The 16,433-nt window shown below is 28.9% G+C and carries 20 protein-coding genes; 6 read left to right on the top strand and 14 right to left on the bottom strand.

Annotated features, from left to right (window positions below):
• Positions 1-63 precede the first annotated feature (63 nt).
• A complete protein-coding gene (locus NJU99_RS11260) occupies positions 64-957 on the top strand; it encodes an AEC family transporter (protein ID WP_254576002.1) in 894 nt (297 codons plus the stop codon).
• Positions 958-974: 17 nt separating this feature from the next.
• Here NJU99_RS11260 and fmt read toward each other — a convergent pair whose 3' ends face one another.
• The 7 genes from fmt to dnaG form a co-directional block, all read right to left on the bottom strand.
• Positions 975-1,895, bottom strand: coding sequence for a methionyl-tRNA formyltransferase (fmt, locus tag NJU99_RS11265; RefSeq protein WP_254576003.1), 921 nt, complete (start codon positions 1,893-1,895; stop codon positions 975-977).
• Between the two features lie 9 nt (positions 1,896-1,904).
• A complete protein-coding gene (gene proB / locus NJU99_RS11270) occupies positions 1,905-2,669 on the bottom strand; it encodes a glutamate 5-kinase (RefSeq protein WP_254576004.1) in 765 nt (254 codons plus the stop codon).
• A complete protein-coding gene (obgE, locus tag NJU99_RS11275; RefSeq protein WP_254576005.1) occupies positions 2,666-3,757 on the bottom strand; it encodes a GTPase ObgE in 1,092 nt (363 codons plus the stop codon). Before obgE ends, proB begins: the two co-directional genes overlap by 4 nt.
• Before the next feature lie 128 nt (positions 3,758-3,885).
• Complete coding sequence (gene rpmA / locus NJU99_RS11280) at positions 3,886-4,140, bottom strand: 50S ribosomal protein L27 (protein ID WP_254576006.1); 255 nt, start codon at positions 4,138-4,140, stop codon at positions 3,886-3,888.
• A 25-nt stretch (positions 4,141-4,165) separates the two neighbouring features.
• A complete protein-coding gene (gene rplU / locus NJU99_RS11285; protein ID WP_254576007.1) occupies positions 4,166-4,483 on the bottom strand; it encodes a 50S ribosomal protein L21 in 318 nt (105 codons plus the stop codon).
• A 129-nt stretch (positions 4,484-4,612) separates the two neighbouring features.
• The gene (locus NJU99_RS11290) at positions 4,613-4,996 is read right to left on the bottom strand and encodes a Rid family detoxifying hydrolase (RefSeq protein WP_254576008.1); all 384 of its coding nucleotides are present in this window, start codon (positions 4,994-4,996) and stop codon (positions 4,613-4,615) included.
• Between the two features lie 78 nt (positions 4,997-5,074).
• Positions 5,075-6,709, bottom strand: coding sequence for a DNA primase (gene dnaG, locus NJU99_RS11295; RefSeq protein WP_254576009.1), 1,635 nt, complete (start codon positions 6,707-6,709; stop codon positions 5,075-5,077).
• 84 nt (positions 6,710-6,793) lie between these two features.
• On the opposite strand from dnaG, the gene NJU99_RS11300 reads away from it, so the two are divergent.
• Genes NJU99_RS11300 through aroC form a run of 4 tightly spaced genes read left to right on the top strand, consistent with a single transcriptional unit; the run spans position 6,794 to position 10,031 of the window.
• Complete coding sequence (locus NJU99_RS11300) at positions 6,794-7,843, top strand: tetratricopeptide repeat protein (protein ID WP_254576010.1); 1,050 nt, start codon at positions 6,794-6,796, stop codon at positions 7,841-7,843.
• Complete coding sequence (gene rnhA, locus NJU99_RS11305) at positions 7,818-8,261, top strand: ribonuclease HI (RefSeq protein WP_254576011.1); 444 nt, start codon at positions 7,818-7,820, stop codon at positions 8,259-8,261. Before NJU99_RS11300 ends, rnhA begins: the two co-directional genes overlap by 26 nt.
• Before the next feature lie 13 nt (positions 8,262-8,274).
• Entirely contained in the window at positions 8,275-8,952 is a 678-nt protein-coding gene (rnc, locus tag NJU99_RS11310) for a ribonuclease III (protein WP_254576012.1), read from the top strand.
• Positions 8,952-10,031 carry a chorismate synthase gene (gene aroC / locus NJU99_RS11315; protein WP_254576013.1) on the top strand — a complete coding sequence of 360 codons (1,080 nt, stop codon included), beginning with the start codon at positions 8,952-8,954 and terminating at the stop codon, positions 10,029-10,031. Before rnc ends, aroC begins: the two co-directional genes overlap by 1 nt.
• Before the next feature lie 189 nt (positions 10,032-10,220).
• On the opposite strand, the gene htpX is transcribed toward aroC, so the two are convergent.
• Positions 10,221-11,063: a zinc metalloprotease HtpX gene (gene htpX / locus NJU99_RS11320; protein ID WP_254576014.1), complete on the bottom strand. Its 843-nt coding sequence runs from the start codon at positions 11,061-11,063 to the stop codon at positions 10,221-10,223.
• A 213-nt stretch (positions 11,064-11,276) separates the two neighbouring features.
• Here htpX and NJU99_RS11325 point away from each other — a divergent pair, with 213 nt between their 5' ends.
• Positions 11,277-11,759, top strand: a complete 483-nt coding sequence (locus NJU99_RS11325) for a SixA phosphatase family protein (protein ID WP_254576015.1) — start codon at positions 11,277-11,279, stop codon at positions 11,757-11,759.
• Positions 11,760-11,786: 27 nt separating this feature from the next.
• On the opposite strand, the gene mnmE is transcribed toward NJU99_RS11325, so the two are convergent.
• Genes mnmE through rpmH form a run of 6 tightly spaced genes read right to left on the bottom strand, consistent with a single transcriptional unit; the run spans position 11,787 to position 16,397 of the window.
• Entirely contained in the window at positions 11,787-13,130 is a 1,344-nt protein-coding gene (mnmE, locus tag NJU99_RS11330) for a tRNA uridine-5-carboxymethylaminomethyl(34) synthesis GTPase MnmE (RefSeq protein ID WP_254576016.1), read from the bottom strand.
• Position 13,131: 1 nt separating this feature from the next.
• Positions 13,132-14,001: a Jag N-terminal domain-containing protein gene (locus tag NJU99_RS11335; RefSeq protein ID WP_254576017.1), complete on the bottom strand. Its 870-nt coding sequence runs from the start codon at positions 13,999-14,001 to the stop codon at positions 13,132-13,134.
• Between the two features lie 9 nt (positions 14,002-14,010).
• Positions 14,011-15,618 (bottom strand): membrane protein insertase YidC, encoded by a 1,608-nt coding sequence (yidC, locus tag NJU99_RS11340; RefSeq protein ID WP_254576018.1) that lies wholly within the window; start codon positions 15,616-15,618, stop codon positions 14,011-14,013.
• A complete protein-coding gene (gene yidD, locus NJU99_RS11345; protein WP_254576019.1) occupies positions 15,596-15,943 on the bottom strand; it encodes a membrane protein insertion efficiency factor YidD in 348 nt (115 codons plus the stop codon). The genes yidC and yidD overlap by 23 nt, the downstream gene beginning before the upstream one ends.
• On the bottom strand, positions 15,940-16,275 hold the full coding sequence (rnpA, locus tag NJU99_RS15000) for a ribonuclease P protein component (RefSeq protein ID WP_429726356.1): 336 nt from the start codon (positions 16,273-16,275) through the stop codon (positions 15,940-15,942). The genes yidD and rnpA overlap by 4 nt, the downstream gene beginning before the upstream one ends.
• Complete coding sequence (rpmH, locus tag NJU99_RS11350; protein ID WP_254576020.1) at positions 16,263-16,397, bottom strand: 50S ribosomal protein L34; 135 nt, start codon at positions 16,395-16,397, stop codon at positions 16,263-16,265. Before rpmH ends, rnpA begins: the two co-directional genes overlap by 13 nt.
• Positions 16,398-16,433: the final 36 nt, after the last annotated feature.

Raw genomic sequence — 16,433 nt, forward strand, 5'->3', positions numbered from 1 at the left:
CTTATAATTATACATTATTGCTTTACAAGATTGTATTAAATATAATCAATCAAAAAGGTTACTATGCTTGATCCAGTTTTACCAATAGCCCTATATTTATTCTTAGGATATTTGTTTAAAGTCATTTTTCATGATAATTCAAAACAATTAATTGAATTTATTATTTACTTTTCACTTCCTGCAATCGTTTTTTCTAAAATTTACCCTCTTACTTTAGATGAACGTATACTAAATCTAATTTTAATGTTTGTAGGGTTTATACTATTAAATTTAAGCCTCGCTTACTTTATTGGTAAACTAATGAAATTAGAAAGAGTAATTCTTGCTACATTTATGATTATGGCAACCTTTGGTAATACTTCTTTTATAGGTTTTTCATATATAGATGCTTTTTATGGTCAAGATTATATTGTATATGGTCTAATTTATGATTTATTTGGTTCATTTTTATTACTTGTATCAGTTGGTATGTTTATAATCACTTGGGGTAGTGGAAGAAAGAATGATGTGAAATCAATATTTAAAAGTGTATTTTTATTTCCACCATCAATTATGTTTTTGATTACAGTATTAGCTAAAAACTTTGAAGTTCCAAATTTTTTAATTCTTACAACAGAAACATTAGGAGCTACACTAGTTCCTATTGCTATGATTGCTATTGGTATGAAGCTAGAGCTTAAACATATTTTTGCAAGATTTCATGTTGTCTCAATGGCAATGATCTTAAAAATGTTAATTGTTCCAATTATTGTACTTTTAGGCTTTCAGATATTTCATGGAATAGAAGAAACTTGGGTTAAAGTTACAATTATAGAAGTTGCAATGCCACCAATGACTATGGCAACAGTCTTAGCTATAAAAGGTGGTTTAGATGAAAAAGTTGCAATTAACTCTTTGGTTTTAGGAGTTTTATTAAGTCTATTTACAATAACAGCGTATACAACATACTTAGGCTAAGTATGTTGTATCTTTGATTAAACTAGAATGTCACCCACGTTTAATCTTTGTCCTCTAATATAATCAACAGAAGATACAGCTTTTTTTGAAGGAGCTTGAATAGTTTTAATCTCTAAAGAGCCTCTTTTACAAGCCACTACAATACTATCATTATTAATTTCTAAAATCTCACCCTCTTTATTTACAGAGTTCTCATCTATTAAATTTATATCTTTGATTTTAAGTTTTGATTCTAAAAATACTCCAGGCCAAAAACTATAGGCTTTGTACTTTAAATATAGTTTTTTTGCATCTTCAAAAGATACTAAACCATACTCTTTTTTTATTTTCCCACAAAAACTAACTTCTGCATCATTTTGTTTTTTTGGTTTTATATTTTCAAAATTATCTAAAGTAGTTATTGTTAGTTTTGCTGCAATTTCTGAAAGTTTATTAAAAGCTTCTGCAACTTCCATTTTTGGTGTAATTTTCAAGTATTGTAAACCTAAAATATCTCCACTATCAAGTCCTTCTTCCATAAACATAGATGTAACACCAGTAAATTTATCATCATTTATTAAAGATTCTTGAATTGGACTAGCACCTCTATATTTAGGTAAAAGTGAAGCATGTAAATTAATACAAGGAGCAATATCTAAAATCTCTTTTGGTAATATTTGTCCATATGCGGCAACAATGATAAAATCAGGCTTAAAGCTTTCAATTTGTGTTTTTGCTTCATCATTGTTTCTTAATCTCTCAGGCTGAAAAATTGGAATATCTAAATTCTTGTCTAAACAATACTGTTTTATATGAGGAGGAGTTAAGACTTGTTTTCTTCCTACTTTTTTATCAGGTTGTGTAAAAAGTGCAACAACTTCATATGAACTAGCTAATAACTCTTCAAATATTTTTGTTGCATAATCAGGTGTCCCCATAAATAAAACTTTTTTCGACATATTAAACCTTTACTTTTTAAATATTGTTCCATTTTTATGATTATCATCTACTAAAAAATCATAAGCATTTGTTAAATCAAATCCAGATGAAAGATACATGGGAATATTGTTTTTCATTAAAAAGTCAGCAGCTTTTAGTTTAGTTACAATTCCACCAGTTGCAAACTCTGAATTTGCAGTATGTTTCATTTGTAATTCTTCTTCATTTATTGATGAAACCACTTTTAACATAACAGCATCATCATATTCACGAGGATTTTTATTATAATATCCATCTATATCACTTAAAATTGCTAACATATCTGCATTAAAATGATATGCAACATGGGCTGCCAATTGATCATTATCACCAAATAAAAGTTCATCATTTGCAATAACATCATTTTCATTTATAATAGGAAGTATTTTATTTTCAAGTAATATTTCCATTACATTTTGAGCATTTTTAGTTCTTTTTCTAGAATCAAAATCATCAGCAATTAAAAGCATTTGAGCACAGGTAATTCCATGTTCTTTGAATCTTTTTTTATAATTTTTTAATAAAAGAGGTTGACCAATTGCAGCTAGAGCTTGTCTGTTTGCAATTTGAGTTTTATCTAGCTGGAGAGAAGTAAAACCTGCTCCAACTGCTCCTGATGACACTAAGATAACTTCATAATTTTTGTCATTTTTTAATTTAGCAATTAAATCAACTAAAGCTGATAATCTTTCAATTGCTAACTGCCCGTCTTGTGTTAAGACAGCAGTTCCTACTTTTATTACTAATCTTTTCATTTACCTTGTTCCAACAATTTATATAACGAAAACTTAATAGCTTCAATATTTTTTCTTGTAATTGAAGAAATTGGTAAGACAAAAAATGGTTTACTATTATCAAATCTATTATAAGTTAAATCTTGTACATAATATGGTAATTCTTTCCCAAAACCAAACTCATTTGAGTTTGACTCTTCTAAGCCAATGTCAGCAATGAATTTTTTAATATCACCAATTAAATCTTCGCCATAATATCCATCAGTTTTACTTAAAGCTATTGCAAAGTTTCTTGTTGATAATTCACTTGAGAATTTAGAAACTTCTTCTTTTAAAACATTATATTGATCAATCATAGTTCTGTAATTTGCCACATCAATTAAGAAAAGTAGCGTTTTTGTTCTTTCAATATGTTTTAAGAATTCTAAACCTAAACCTCTACCATCAGCAGCACCATCAATAATCCCTGGAATATCTGCCATTACAAATGAGTTATAATCACCAACTTCAACAACTCCAAGCTTTGGAGTAAGTGTAGTAAACTCATAATTAGCTACTTCTGGACTTGCATTTGATGTTGTAGAAATAAGTGTTGATTTACCAACATTTGGATATCCAACTAAACCTACATCTGCAATTAGTTTTAATTCTAATCTAATATTTTTTGTTTGACCTGGAAGTCCTGGTTGAAAATATGTTGGTCTTTGATTTCTAGAGTTTTTAAAGTGTACATTACCTAGTCCACCTTTTCCACCTTCTAAAAGTTTAACCTTTTCACCCTCTTCTACTAAATCTAATAAAAGCTCTCCTGAATCTTCATCAATAACTTGTGTTCCAGGAGGAACTGTAAGAATTAAAGCATCTGCTGACTTTCCAGTCATTCTAGAACCCATTCCTTGTTTTCCATTATCAGCTCTAAAAACTTTTCTTCCCTTGTAAAAAGATAAAGTGTCGGTGTTGTTATCTACTACAAAATAAACATCACCACCTTTTCCACCATCTCCTCCGTCAGGACCACCTTTTACTACAAATTTTTCTCTTCTAAACGAAGCACAACCTTGTCCACCTTTACCCGATGAAACTGAAAATTTGGCACTATCTATAAACATTATAAACCTCCACGGTATATGTAAAATAAAAAATCAACTAATATTAACTTTTTATTTTACATTTTAAATAAAAAAAGGGTGCAGGCAAAGAAGCCATACACCCTTTAAATCATTTTTCTCTTCAGAAATTATGAAGCGTAAACTGAAACTTTTTTTCTTTTTTTATCTTTAGTTTCAAATTTAACAACACCATCAATTAAAGAATAAATTGTATGATCTTTTCCGATACCAACGTTTGCACCTACGTGTACTTTTGTTCCTCTTTGTCTTAAGATGATGTTACCAGCTCTTACTACTTCCCCACCAAATTTCTTAACACCAAGTCTTTTTCCAGCTGAATCTCTATTATTTTGTGTAGATCCTTGACCTTTTTTGTGAGCCATACTATTATCTCCTTGAAATTATTGCTTATGCAGCAATTTTAGTAATTCTAATTTTTGTGAAGCTTTTTCTGAAACCTCTTTTTAACTTAGAATCTTTTCTTCTTCTTTTTTTGTAAATAATTACTTTTCTATCTCTATTTACACCTGTACCATCTAAAACTACTTCTGCTTCAACTTTTGCAGCTGATACAGCATCACCAGTTTTTAATTCACCATCGTTTACAGCTAAAACATCAGTGATTTCTAAAGTTTCTTTAGCAGCTTTACCAGTATAATCAATGTTCAGGATATCTCCCTCAGAAACTTTATACTGTTTTCCACCACACTTAATAATTGCGTACATTTTTCTTCCTCATAATATTCAGTTCTCTATGCTAACTTCTCGTTGACAGTTCATGCTAACTTTAATTTTCGAACCGGAATACTATCTTATTTTACTTTAAACTTTGTTTAAGTCAAGTTTCTTAATTGCTTAATGGTAATCACTTGCCATTGCAACAGCATCAATCATTATTAAAGAATTCATTGGTAAACCATTAGTAGAGATTGTACTTCTAGCAGGTTTATGTTCACCAAATGCTTCTGCAAAAAGTACATTTACTACACCAAAATCTTCAATATTTTCTAAGTAAATCGATACTTTTACAACATTATTCATACCACTTTCAGCATCTTCTAAAAGTGTTCTTAAATTTGATAAAACTTGTCTTGTTTGTATTTTTATATCTCTTTCAACTAAAGTTCCATCTAAAGTTACAGGAACTTGTGCTGATGTATAAATCATACCATTTACTTTTATCGCAGGAGAGTAAGGTCCAATTGCTGCAGGTAAATTATCACTTTCTATAAATTTCATTATTCTTTCCTCTTTTCTTATTCAATATACGAAATTCTACAGAAACTATACTAGTAAAAAAATAAAAAGAAAAATTAATTATAAATCATAAGTTACAAGTTTACCTAATTTAAGTTGCCTTAAGGCATCTTGAGTTTTTCTAAGTAGAGAACCTTTTTCTCTTAAAGATAAGTTCTTATCATATTTTAACTCATTAAGTTTTTTGGTATAAAACTTATAAAGTAAAATTAACAGCTCTTTATCTAATCTTTCATCATCATAATTTTCTAATTTCTCATTTAAAGTAATTGCATTTAAAGATATGTTCTTAATATCACTAATCAATAATTCAAACTCATTTCTGTGTACTTCAAACATAGAAGAATCAATTAAATCTAAAACTGAATCTAATCTACTTGGTTTTTCTAAAATAGCTTTTATAATACATAATTCTTGAATATTTACTTTTGATAAATCAACTTGCATTGGCCTACTAATATCAGTTGACACTTTCACAAGATTTTCTCTAATGTTTAATTTTTGTGCAATGTATCTTTTATACTCATCTTGATATAAAACACCTAATGATTTTAAATAGTCATTTGCCTCAATTAATGCTTTTTGTTTTTGTGCAGCATTATTTATGTCATATTTTGAGACAATATAATCAATACTATATGGAATAAAATCAACAGGACTTGTAAACATCCTATCTAGTTCTTCAATCTTTCCATCTTTTACCATATCAGCTGGGTCTTTTCCCTCACCAAAGATAACAACACCACCTTCAAATTCACCTTGTGACAACATAACAGATGCTTTAAAAGCAGCAGCAAGTCCTGCTTTGTCACCATCATAAGCAAGAATCACCTTTGGTTCACCTCTTCTAATAAGTGGTAAGTGATCTTTTGTAAGAGCAGTTCCTAAGGTTGCAACTGCTGTATTAAAGCCTGCTTGATGAAGCATTATTACATCTAGATAACCTTCACAAACAATTAATCTATTTTTTTTATAAATATTCTCTTTTGCTAAATGATAACCGTATAAAAGTCTTGATTTATTAAAAAGTTTTGTTTGCGGAGAGTTTACATATTTTGCATTATGCCCTGTGATTGTTCTACCACCAAAGCCTACTATTTTTCCATTTATAGCATATATAGGAAAGGTGATTCTTTCAATAAATCTTGAGTATAAGCCATTTGTACCTGTGTCAATTACACCTAAATCAATGGCTTCATTTAAATTATAATGATTTGATTTTAGAAAATTTATTGTGTCATTTGATTTTGGAGCATAGCCTATTTCAAATTTTTCTATAAAAAACTCGGAAATACCCCTACTTTTTATATATTCTTTAGCAGTATTATTATTTACAAATAATTTTTGATAAAATCTATTTACATCTTCTAAAACTTTTACGTCTTGTTTTTTTTGCTTCACATTATCGTACTCTAAATTTACATTGTACATTGAAGCTAGTTTTTCTAAAGATTCAGGATAAGATAGTTTTTCATACTCCATAACAAATTTTATAGAATCACCACCTGCTCCACAACCAAAGCAGTGATAAATCTGTTTTGAAGGGCTAACTACAAAAGATGGAGTATCTTCGCCATGGAAGGGACAACAAGCCTTAAAATTTGCCCCAGATTTTTTCAATTCTAAAGATTGAGATACTACATCCACAATATCTAGATGGTTTTTTAAATTATCAATTGATTCTTTTTTTATCATTAGGTATTATACACTTTTATTATTTTATATGAACTTTTATGATAATATACCTACTTATATTAAAAGTATGGTAAAAGGTATAGCTTGGACAATATAGTTTTAGAGTATAGAGACCCATTATTTGGGCTTATGATACTTGTGGCACTAATCTTTTTAATATCATTTTTTACTTATTCTTATGGAATATATAAAGAACGAGTTGCTAGAAAAGATTATAGAAAACTATCACGTAGATTTGAACTTGGAAAATTGAAAGAAGAAGATTATGTACATCTTTATAAAACTTACAATTTACCCTTTGATTCAATTTTACTTTTAGCATCTACTTTCCTTCACAAAGGAAACTATAATAAAGCTATAAATGTATATTTAACGCTACTTGAACATGTAAAAGATAGAGTAAAAAAAGAAGAAGTTTTAGAACTTTTAGGTGAGACATACTTCAAGGGTGGTTTTTTACAAAGATCAAAAGATATTTTTTTAAGAATCTTAAAATTCTCACCAAGAAATAAAAATGCCTTAGTGAAACTACTTATAATTTATGAAAAATTAAATGAATTTGAAAAAGCCAAAGAAGTAACTACTTGCATAGAAGAGTTGAACGAAGATATGCAAAAAGATAAAGTTTATTTAGATGCTTTAATAATCATAAATGATCCAGTTTACTCTTATGAAAAAAGAAGCGAACTTCTATATAAAATCTTTATAGAGAATCCAAGCATTCAAAGATTGTTTGCAGAGTTTTTATTACAATTTAATAAAGCATTTTTTTGGGAAAATGTGGATAAATTTGATATGAAAAACTTTATGGATTTAATGTGGTACTTAAATTTTGACGATATTGATTTTGACAAAGTATACAAAAATGAATTTCTTGTAGAACTTTACAATGCAAAAGGATATCTTGATAATTTAAATCATAGTGAAGATTTTGTATTTGATATACTAATAGCTTTAAACAAACACGAGCATAAAACAAATGCAACTTTAGATTTTGAGTTTATTTGTTCAAGCTGTAAAAATGTACATCCAGTTTATGATAGTAGATGTCCCCATTGTCATAGTATTTTAACTTTTAATGTAAAACATAATTTATCTAAGGGATTTGATGAAGCAAATCAATCTTTACAGTGATGGTTCTAGTTTAGGAAATCCAGGTCCTGGTGGCTGGGGTACAATTCTAGAATACAATGGAAATGAAAAAGAGTTATGTGGTGGACAAATGAACACTACTAATAATCAAATGGAATTAAAAGGTGTAATTGAAGGACTTAGAGCCTTAAAAGAGCCTTGTGAAGTTCATATTATATCTGATTCTACATATGTAGTAAAAGCAATAAATGAATGGTTAGCAGGATGGATAAGAAATAACTGGAAAAATGCCAGTAAAAAGCCTGTGAAAAATATAGAATTTTGGCAAGAGTACCTAGAAGTTTCAAAACACCACAAAGTAAAAGCAACTTGGGTAAAAGGTCATGCAGGACACGAACATAATGAAAGATGTGATATACTTGCAAGAACCTTTGCAGAAGAGCTAAGAGATAATCAATAAAGAAAGGAAAAAAATGAGTGATTATACAAAATTAGAGAAGTGTTTGGGTTATCAGTTTAAAGATAAAAATCTGATAATCGAAGCACTTACTCACAAAAGTTTTAAAAAACCATACAATAATGAAAGATTAGAGTTTTTAGGTGATGCAGTTTTAAACTTAATAGTTGGAGAATATTTATTTAAGAAGTTCCCTAAATCAAATGAAGGTGAATTATCAAAAATAAGAGCATCATTAGTAAATGAAACAGGTTTTACAAAACTTGCAAATGAAATAAAACTTGGCGAATATATATTTATATCAACAGCTGAAGAAAGAAACAAAGGTAGAAGTAAAGCTTCAATTCTTTCTGATGCTTTTGAAGCAATCATGGGTGCTGTATATTTAGAGTCAGGTTTAGAAACTTTAAAGCCAATAATTCTAAAACTACTAGAAGAGTCTTATGACAAAATTAATCTAGATGTGTTATTTAGTGATTATAAAACTGCTCTACAAGAAATAACTCAAGCACAGTTTGGTTCTATTCCTGAATATAAAATCGAAGGTTCATATGGACCAGATCATAAAAAAGAGTTTGAAGTCTCAATTTGGATTGATGGTCAAACATACGGAACAGCAAAAGGAAAAAGTAAAAAACTAGCACAGCAAGCTGTTGCTAAAATAGCTATTAAAAAGTTAAAAGGAAGTAAGTAATGAATACCTTTGGACATAGATTTAAATTTACTACATTTGGAGAATCACACGGTAAAGCCTTAGGTTGTATTGTAGATGGTGTTCCAGCAGGTATTAAAATTGATGAAGAGTTTATCCAAAGTGAAATGGATAGAAGAAAACCTGGTCAAAACAAATACGCAACATCTAGAAAAGAAGGTGATAAAGTAGAGATACTTTCTGGGGTATTTGAAGGAATAACAACAGGAACTCCTATTTCAATGGTAATTTTTAATGAAAATCAAAAATCAAAAGATTACACAAATGTAAAAGACCTTTTTAGACCAGGTCATGCAGACTTTACTTATTTTAATAAATATGGAACAAGAGACTATAGAGGTGGTGGAAGATCTAGTGCAAGAGAAACAGCTGCTAGAGTTGCAGCAGGTGCTATTGCAAAACTAATGCTAAAAGAGCTTGATATAAAAGTACAAAGTGGTATTTGTGAAATTGATGGGGTAAAATCTGAAGAATTAAATTTTGCAAATGTATCAGATTCAGAAATCTTCGCGCTAGACAAAAATGTAGAACAAGCTCAAAAAGATGCAATATTAGCTGCAAAAAATAAACACAATTCAGTAGGAGGAGTTGCACTTGTAAATGTTCAAGGTGCTCCTTTGGGTCTTGGTGAACCTTTATATTTTAAACTTGATTCTCAAATTGCAAATGCTATGATGAGTATAAATGCTGTAAAAGCTGTGGAAATTGGTGATGGGACTTTAAGCTCGAGAGTTAAAGGTTATGATAATAATGACCAAATAAGAAAAGATGGTTTTAAAACAAACCACTCAGGTGGAATTCTTGGTGGTATTTCAAATGGTGATGATATAAATATAAAAGTATATTTTAAATCAACACCATCAATCTTTATCAAGCAAGAAACAGTTGATATTCATAATAATGAAGTTGATTGTGAATTAAAAGGAAGACATGATCCTTGTGTAGCAGTAAGAGGAAGTGTTGTTGCTGAATCTATGATGGCATTAGTATTGGCTGATATGGCACTACTTAATATGTCTTCAAGAATAGAAAATGTAAAAAAAGTATATACAAAAGCATAGTTTAAACTTTTTTATATATAATTTCACTCTTAAGCATCTCTTTGGTCAAGGGATGCTTTTTTTATGTTTAAAAACTATTTATATTTTTTGTCTATAAAAGGAAGTATAAACTTAAAAAATATAAATACTAAAACTGCAACTACAAAAACAACTGATAAAATTACATCTATATTACTTGATTCACCCATTTTAAAGCTCCCTTTTTAATTCTTCTAATCTAGCAATTCTATCTTCTGTTGTAGGATGAGTTCTAAAAAAGTCTGAAAAAGATGATTTTTTAGCTGAAAAAGGATTAATTATAAACATATGAGCAGTTTGCTCTGTAGCATTATGAACTTCTCCTCTTTTTGCATAGTTCTCGAGTTTAGATAAGGCCTTTTGTAGCCCTACTGGGTTTCTAGTCATACGTGCAGCACCCTCATCTGCTAAATACTCCCTACTTCTACTTACACTCATTTGAATAACAGTGGCTGCAATAGGAAGTAATATAGCCATAACTATTAGCATAATAGGATTTGAGTTTTGTCTACTATTTCCAAGCATTGCACCAAATTGCATCATATTAGCAAGCATTGCAATTGCACCTGCAAAAACAGCGGCAATAGTACCAATTAAGATATCATAATGTTTTATGTGAGATAACTCATGGGCAATTACGCCCTCAAGTTCTTCTTCACTTAGCATTTCATATAAACCCATTGTAACAGCAACTGCTGCGTTGTTATAGTTTCTTCCTGTTGCAAAAGCATTTGGTGTATGATCAGGGATTAAATAAACCTTTGGCATAGGAAGGTTTGCTTTTTGTACTAATCTTTCTGTGATTCTATAAATAGGATGTCTTTTATCTTCAATTAGTGTTGCATTAAACTGTTTTAAAACATGTTTATCTGAATAGTAATAGGCATAAAAATTCATACCACTTGCTATTAAAAATGCAATAAGCATACCATTTGTACCCGCAAAATAATAACCTATAAAAACAAAAAATACTGTAAGTAATGTCAATAAAAAAACTGTTTTGATCTGTTCCATACCTACTCCTTTTCTAATATAATATTCTATCAAATATTTTTTAATAAATATTTAATTTTTATAAATTAATTGGAAAGTTTCCAAGTGAAGAATTCAAGCAGTTTTATAAGTATAAATCTAAATATAACTTATATTTTACATTTAGTAAAAAATTTTATAACAAAAAAAGCTAAAATGCTTTAAAATCTTATATATAAAACAAAAAGAGTGAAGATGAAAAAGTTATTTATAGTTAGACACGCACAAAAAGAAGTAGAAAAAGCAGGTCAAGATGATTATGATAGACCTTTAAGTAAAAAAGGATTAAAAGATTCTCAAGATATGGCAAATAAACTTTTTGAAAAAAGTTTCAGACCTGATTTAATAGTTTCAAGTCCATCAGTAAGAACAAGACAAACATCAGAAATTTTTGCTAAAACATTAAGATATACAAAATCAATAATGTATAATGAAGTATTATATATGGCTTATCTAAATGAATTACAAGAAACCTTAACATATACATTTGATACAGTTGATAGCATGATTCTTGTAGGGCATAATCCATCTTTAACAACACTTGCTTTTACACTAGCAGATTTCAAAGAAGAAATAGAAATGGGTGGTATGATTGAAATAGAGTTTGATTGTAACTCTTGGATAGAAATATCAAAAGATAACGCAAGATTAATATCTTACGAAAAGCCAATTAATTAAGAGCTTAAAATAAAGAGTAAAAACTCTTTATTTTCCTAAGCAAAATTCTCCAAACATTACATCTAACATTTGTTCATTTTCATATGGCCTTGTAATATTTGATATAGACTCTAAAGCCTCTTTTATATGATGTGCAAAGAACTCAAATTCTCCAGTTTCTAATGGGAATAAAGAAGTGTTTATATGGCTTAAAGTATCTTCTACAGCTTGAACTTGTCTTTTTGAAATAAGTGTCATTTCATCACTATGTGTGTTGTTATCTAAAATAGTTTCGATTTTACTTACTAAATCTTTTATACTATTTTTAGTAGAAAGCTCAATAAAATCCATGATTTTATTTTTATCAAAAGCATTATCTAAATCAGTTTTATTCAAAACCTTTATGATTTGTTTATGAGAGTTTTCTTCTAAAAGTGAAATAATCTTTTTATCTTCCTCATCACAAGCTTTACTATTATCAAATAGAGCTATTACAATGTCAGCTTCATTTATTGCTTCAATAGATTTTTCAATTCCTATTTGCTCAATTACATCACTCGCATTTCTAATACCAGCTGTATCTACTATTTTTATAATATGAGTTCCAATTTTTACAGACTCCTCAATAGTATCTCTTGTAGTACCTGCAATATCTGAAATAATAGCTCTATCAAAGTTTAATAGCTTATTTAATAAAGAAGATTTTCCAACATTTGGCTTTCCAACAATTGCTATTTTGAAGCCTTCAATCATTCCTTCTCTTCTTTTACTAGCATCTAAAGTTTCATTTAATTTGATTTGAATCTTATCTATCTTAGATTTTATTTGTTCTAAAATATCACTTGGTAAATCCTCTTCAGCATAATCAATTGATACTTCTGTATAAGCTAACATAAAAAGTAAATCTTCTCTAATATCATTTACAAAATCACTTAGTTCACCCTTTAACTGTTTAGCTAAAAGTTTTACAGCATCTTCACTTCTTGCTTCTATCATTTTTGATATAGCTTCTGCTTTAGATAAATCTATTTTATTATTCAAAAAAGCTCTTTTTGAAAACTCACCCGGATTTGCCATTCTTGCACCATTATGTAAAACTTCATTTACAATCATGTTTGCAATAGCAACTCCGCCATGACATTGAAACTCTACTATATCTTCACCTGTGAAAGAAAAAGGCGCTTTAAAATAAAGTACTAAAGACTCATCTATTAATTCATCATTGTGATTATATACAGGGCTTAAGCTAGCAAGTCTAGGTTTAAAATTGTTTTTTTTAGTAATTCTTGAAGCAATTTCAAGAGCATTTGCTCCTGAAATTCTAACTATTGAGATTGAACCAATTCCATTGGCTGTTGCAATTGCAACTATTGTATTATCATCTAGTAACAAACTATTGCTCTTTACTTCTGTACTCATTTACAAGTACATATTTATCACCTCTAACATTTGTTTTAACTGCAACATATTTGTCAGGGAACTCTTCTCTTAATCTTTTAAGAGCAATATGTACTAATATTCCATCCAAAGGTTTAGTTTTAAACATACCTTTTTCTTTTATCGTTTCAATAACAGGTTCTAAATAAGCATGAATTGCTGTTTCTTGATTCTTTAAGAATTCTGCAACTTCAAGTCTTAACATTAAACCATATTTTTCATTTATCCAGTTAAATAAAATATAAGATAAAGCTTTATATCTATATCCTTCTTTACCTATAAGTAAAGCTGAGTCTTCACCTGTAAACTCTATATATAAAGTATCTTCATCATAAAATTCAATCTTTATATTTTCAATTCCATAACAGCTATCAGCAAATAAAGTATTTATTCCTGCTCTTACTTCATCTAATATATTTTGTTTATCTTTTTTTACTATAATATTTGAAACTTGAGTTTGTGATTCATCTTCATTATAAAAGTTATCAAAGATCTTCTCTTTTGACTCAACTTTTCTAACTTTTGAAGGTGATACTTCCTCTTTTTTTTCAACTACTTTAGGTTTGTTAGAATCTTCAATTCTTTTAGAAACCTCTTCAATTTTTATATCTTTTTTTTCAAAAGAGTTATTTGAAGAAGCCTTTTCATAGGTTTTGCAATTATCCTTAAAACATACTTGGATAATTGCTGTTTTTTTACCAAAGCCAAAAAAACCCTTACTTGGCTGTTGGATGATTTCAATCTCTAAATCAGTAATAGAACAGTTAAAATCAGCTGTTGCTAATTCGTATACTTCTTCTAAACACTTAGCTTCAAATTTTTTCATAGTTAATTCCTATTTTTTTGCAGCTCTTTTTTTCTCGAACAGTTTATTAATATAATATTGTTGTCCAATTGTAAATACATTATTTACGAACCAGTAAAGAGTTAAACCTGCTGGGAACCATAAGAAGAAGAATGTAAAGATAACCGGTAAGAACTGGAATATCTTCTTTTGCATCTCATCTTGCATTGTATTTGGAGTAATTCTTTGTTGGATATACATAGAAGCACCCATTAAAATTGGTAATACAAAATATGGATCCATTTCTGCTAAATCTTGTACCCAGAAAATCCACTCAGCACCTTTTAACTCAATAGCATTTAATAAAACTCTATAGATTGCAAAGAATACTGGAATTTGTAAGATTAATGGTAAACATCCACCCATTGGGTTAGCACCATGTTTCTTATATAATTCCATCATATGCATTGATTGTTTTTGTTTATCATCTTTATATTTAGCTTGGATTTCTTTCATTTTTGGAGCTAATTCTTTTAGCTTATTCATAGAAACCATACCTTTGTAAGATAAAGGATATAAAACTAATTTAACTAAGATTGTTAAAATAACAATAGTCCATCCCCAGTTACCCACATAAGACTGAATAAACTGAAGTAATATAAACATAGGTTTTGCAATAAATGTAAACCAACCATACTCAATTACGTCAGTTAATTCAGGATTTAAAGCTGCCAAGTCTTTAAAGTTCTTAGGACCAGCGTAACCAGAAAAAGTTATAGAATTTCCACCATGAATAAATCCTTGTGGGTTTCCATCATTATCAGGCATTAGTGTTATAGCTAGTGATTTTTCAAAATTGTAAATTACAGTTGCATAATATCTATCAAAGTTAGATATGAACTTTGCACCTGTAAGATTTTCATTTTTATCTAAATCCCCATCTTCAATAATTGTTAATGTACCATCATTTAATTTAGCCATAGCACCATGGTCAGCATACATATCTGCTAATACATTAGGTCTAAATCCATTTGTTATAAAGAATTTTTTTCCATTTGTAGAAGTTGTAGTTAAATCATAATGTCCATCTGGGTAAAAAGTGAACTTTTTAGTTAAAACAGTTTCACCTAAGTTTTGCGTAATAATTAATTCTTGCTTTTGATTCTTAACATCTAATTCACTTTTACTAGCCACCGCAGCTACTTTAAATGCTTTTGAATTTATATTTGTATCAGCAAATCTAACTTCTAAAGGTCTTAATTGATTAGATTCAAATAATTTAATTTGATGTTCTTCTTCATCTTTATAAATTGTATCTAACAATGTAACTTGAGCAATTCTACCTTTGTTATCAATTTCAATGATATTTTTTGCAGTTTTAATAACTGAAATAATTTCTTGAGTTGCAATTGCTTTTGATGATAAAGACTCAACTGATTTTGACATATCAATAGGATTACCTGATACGTCTGTTTCTTGCATTCCCTCAACAGGTGTTGATTTTGCTTGTGTAACTTGTTCTTGTTTTGCTTGTGCTTCTTTTGCCTCTTTTTGAGGTTTTAACACTAAAAACTCATATGCGATGAAAAATACAAAAACGACTAATGTCATTATTAACATTCGTTTTTGCATACCGTTATTTTGATTCATGTTGTTCATTCGTACTTTTCCACTCCCGATTTTTAACTACAATATATTTATTGTCTTTATTTGGAACTAACCAATAAATGACTTTAATTTTTTTATAATCTACTCTTTGAATTCTATTTTTTGAGATAATTGGATAGTCAAATCCACCATCAAAAAGTTGATTACATTTTAATACGCGTGTAATTGTAAAATAAATAGCCTTAAAAAATGTATTATTATCTAGTTGCCATAGTGCATATTGTGAACATGTTGGATAATATCTACACGAACCAAATGAAATTACACTTAAATATCTTTGATAAAATTTTATGAAATATTTGAAAATCTTTTTCATTTAAATAGGTTTAATCTTCTAAAAGCAAAGTCAAAATCTTTTTTTACTTTATTAAAGTCATTCTCATGTATACTATTTTTTGCAACAAATATATATTTACCTGTTTCTATTTGATTTTCGTATGAAGCAAATAAAGCTCGTAATCTTCGCCTAGCTTTATTTCTTAAAACCGCGTTGCCTACTTTTTTTGAAGTAACAAAAGCAGCTTTTAAATCTGTGTCAGAACTAAAAAAAGCGACAAAAGAGCTTGTATGCCACTTTTTGCCGCTTTTATATAGTTTGTTAAAATCTCTTTGACTATTTAGTCGATGTTGTTTGCTTAAACAGCTAATCTTTTTCTACCTTTAGCTCTTCTTGCTTTAATAACTCTTCTACCGTTTTTAGTCGACATTCTAACTCTGAAACCATGTGTTCTCTTTTTAGGAGTATTGTGTGGTTGATATGTTCTTTTCATGATAGTTTTCCTCTACATTCACTAATTAAGTTGCGG

Origin of the sequence: Arcobacter roscoffensis (genome assembly GCF_024267655.1) — a bacterium.
Taxonomy (GTDB): Bacteria; Campylobacterota; Campylobacteria; order Campylobacterales; family Arcobacteraceae; genus Arcobacter_B; species Arcobacter_B roscoffensis.